The sequence below is a fragment of the Pontibacter sp. GD7 genome, from assembly GCF_058216375.1.
Window position 1 is genome coordinate 1 of the sequence record NZ_JBYZMP010000022.1, and the last position, 1,463, is coordinate 1,463.

Here is a 1,463-nt window from a genome sequence, read left to right on the forward strand (position 1 = left end):
CATGAGTCATCCCGAACTTTGTAATGGGATGAAAAAGGGAAGCCTCCTGTTTTAGGGATATAGCTATATGTATCACCTAAAGACAGGAGGCTTCTATGTGTTCTGCTTCTAAAAACGCCGGGCCGGAGGCCGAAGTTCTCCCGCTGGCCCTTTTTTTCTCCCATCGCCTGGAGCAATTTCTTTCCCCTTTTCTTTTGTTGCTCGACCAGCTGCTGGACCGCCGGCTGGTGGCCACTTTCCTGGGGCTGTGCCAGGCGCTGGTGCGTCACCGCAACCGCCCCTCGGGCCTGCTGCTCTCGGAGCTGGGCGGGGTGCTGCTCTCCCCAGGCAAGGCCCCTGCCGGCACCAAGCGCATCTCCAACCTGTTGCGCAGCCCCAAATGGCTGGCCCAGCTCATCGTCGACTACCTCACCGAAGGGGCCCGCCAGTACGTGGAAGGGCTGCTGGAGGTGAAAAACGAGCTGCCCCTGCTGCTGTGGGACGAGAGCGTGCAGGAAAAAACCGAGAGCGTCAAAAGCGAGGGGCTGTGCGCCGTTCGCAGCGTAAAGGCCAAGCGGGCGCTGCGCGTGAAGCCCGGTTACTACCTGCCCCCTACCCGGGAGCCGGTCCACGTGCCGGGCTTTAGGTGGGTGGGCCTGGTGTGCTGCGGGCTGCGGGCCCAGCCCATGCTCGCCTGCTTCAAGTGGTGGACCAGCAGGGGCAAACAGGCCATCTCCCTCGAGCAGGTCAAGCTCACGCTGCTTCTTTGGGCCAGGAAGGTCTTCGGAAAGGACGTGCTGCATGTCTTTGACCGCGGCTACGCCTCCTCTAAGTGGCTGGGCCTCTTGCTGGCCCGCACCGACCGCTTCCTGATGCGCTGGCCCTCCCGCTTCAAGCTCCTGGACGTGAAGGGGGTGCTGAAAAACGCCTACCGCTTCTCGGTGGGCAGAAAGGCCACCTCCTCCCGCCTGGTGCGCGACATGGTGCGCAAAAGCGCTTACCGCCGCAGCCTGGTGTGGATGCCGTGCCTGCACCCGGATTACCCGGGCTTTCCGCTCACGCTCATCATCTGTCGGCCGGGCAAGAAAGGCCGCCAGCCCTGGTACCTGCTGACCAACGAGGAGGTCAGAAGCGACCGCGACGCCTGGCGCCTGGTGTTTGCCTACAGCAGAAGGTGGCAGGTGGAGCAGGCCTTCCGGTTCAACAAAGCGGAGATGGGTATGGAAAGCTGCCGCCTGTGGTTCTGGGAAAACAGAATGAAGCTGTTGCAAATCGTCACGCTGGTGTACGCCTTCCTGCTCTCCTTGCTGGTCAAGGAGCTGCAGCAGGCCGTATCGAATCTGCTCCGGCTGGGCTGCCATAGAACAGGAAAGCGGTGCAGGAACACTCCCACGCCGCTTTACCGCATCCGATTGGCACTGGCCAACCTCTTCGACGAACTTAGCTATTACTCTAGGTTAAAAAGTTCGGGATGATTCATGTTT

At 61.0% G+C, this 1,463-nt stretch carries 1 protein-coding gene; it reads left to right on the top strand.

Going from position 1 to position 1,463, the window contains the following annotated elements:
• Positions 1-95: 95 nt before the first annotated feature.
• Positions 96-1,454, top strand: coding sequence for a transposase (locus AC4BAP_RS19270; RefSeq protein ID WP_490584309.1), 1,359 nt, complete (start codon positions 96-98; stop codon positions 1,452-1,454).
• The last annotated feature ends 9 nt before the right edge of the window (positions 1,455-1,463 follow it).

Coding starts and splice junctions, on each gene's coding strand:
- AC4BAP_RS19270 (WP_490584309.1), top strand. CDS start 96: ATGTGTTCTGCTTCTAAAAACGCCGGGCCGGAGGCCGAAGTTCTCCCG.